The 1,377-nt window shown below is 74.4% G+C and carries 1 protein-coding gene and 1 pseudogene; both read right to left on the minus strand.

The features are described 5' to 3' along the window. Positions 1 to 199, minus strand: a pseudogene (locus H5J30_RS33385) (N-acetylmuramoyl-L-alanine amidase); the annotation flags it as partial. Positions 200 to 359: 160 nt separating this feature from the next. Next, positions 360 to 1,142, minus strand: a complete 783-nt coding sequence (locus H5J30_RS33390; RefSeq protein WP_181791478.1) for a MerR family transcriptional regulator — start codon at positions 1,140 to 1,142, stop codon at positions 360 to 362. Positions 1,143 to 1,377 lie beyond the last annotated feature (235 nt).

Raw genomic sequence — 1,377 nt, forward strand, 5'->3', positions numbered from 1 at the left:
CCCGGGTGCGTACCTGCGGCGTGCCGTCGAGCGCGCCGCCCTCGGCCGGCCAGGAGACGCCGACGAGGCTGAAGCGGCCGTCGTCCGGCTCCGCTTCGGGGCCGGCGAAGGCGTCCGGGAGGGTGAGACCGGCGGCGACGAGCAGGACGGCGAGTACCGGGAAGGCCCAGCGGCGTCCCCGTCGGGGGCGTGCGCTCATGCTCCAACTCCTCGGCGCGGACGGCGGTTTGCGACTGCGACGCGGATGAGCATGACAACACCGTCGGGCCCGGGGCAAGGGCTGCCGCGGACTTCGCGCATGTCGTAGTGCAAAGACGGCCGGTCGGAACCTCACCCGTCACAGGCGTACGTGCGCAAGGTCACTCCGCGGGCCGGTCCGCGGGGAAGGACGCCCGCAGCTCCGCCTTCATCGACCGCTGGAAGGCCGTGACCAGCGCCTGCACCACCATCGGCTGCATGTGCGCCGACAGCGACTTCATCGTCTCGACCTGCTCCGGGTCGGGGTCCGCCTCGCCGAACGGCTCCCACACCTCGTCGCGGAAGAGCCGGGTCAGCTCGCGGGCCACCGCGCGGGAGTGCTCCTGCACCACGTCCCGGGCGGCGAGCACCGTCTCCAGCCGGATCGGCACGTCGAGCAGCCGTACGCCGAGGTGGAGGACGGCCGGGTCGACGCGGAAGGCGTCGCCGCCGCCGTCCGCGCCAGGGCGTGCGCCGTACGCACCGGCGCCCGGCGGCGTACGCTCCAGCACCCCCATCGCGGCCAGCCGCGCCACGTCGTCGTCGGTCAGCGACCGCCCCGCGCGCCGCTCCAGCTCCGCCCGGCTCACCTCCGCCTCCGCGTCCGGCACCCAGGTGGCCACCAGCGCGCGGTGCAGCGCGTGGTCCTCGGCGCTCAGCCCGGGCGGCAACTGCTGCACGTACCGCTCGATCGCCGCCAGCGTCAGCCCCTGGTGCTGCAACTCCTCGATGAGCGCGAGCCGCGACAGGTGCTCGGGGCCGTAGCGCCCCACGCGCCGCGGGCCGATGACCGGCGGGGGCAGCAGCCCGCGGGTGGAGTAGAAGCGGACCGTGCGCACGGTGACGCCCGCGCGTGCGGCCAGTTCGTCCACGGTCAGCCCGGCCGCCTCCGTCTCCTGGGTCATGGTCCAACAATATTGCTGTCTCACCGGTCCTGTGAAAGACCGCGGCGCCCCCGGATGCCCGCCGGCCGCCGAGACTTCGTGCGCGAAGGCTTCTGCGGCGCGTCACCCTCCGCTATCTTCTGGCCACCCTCATCGCTCTCCGCCCCCGGGAGACCGCCCATGCGCATGCGCGCCACCCGTCTCACCGTGCTCCGCACGGCCACGCTCGCGGCCTGCGCCGCGGCCGTCGTGTTCG

It is taken from the genome of Streptomyces phytophilus (assembly GCF_013870535.1).
Lineage (GTDB): Bacteria > Actinomycetota > Actinomycetes > Streptomycetales > Streptomycetaceae > Streptomyces > Streptomyces phytophilus.

Excerpts from the sequence above, each read along its gene's own strand:
- H5J30_RS33390 (WP_181791478.1), bottom strand. The coding sequence starts at position 1,142 with ATGACCCAGGAGACGGAGGCGGCCGGGCTGACCGTGGACGAACTGGCC.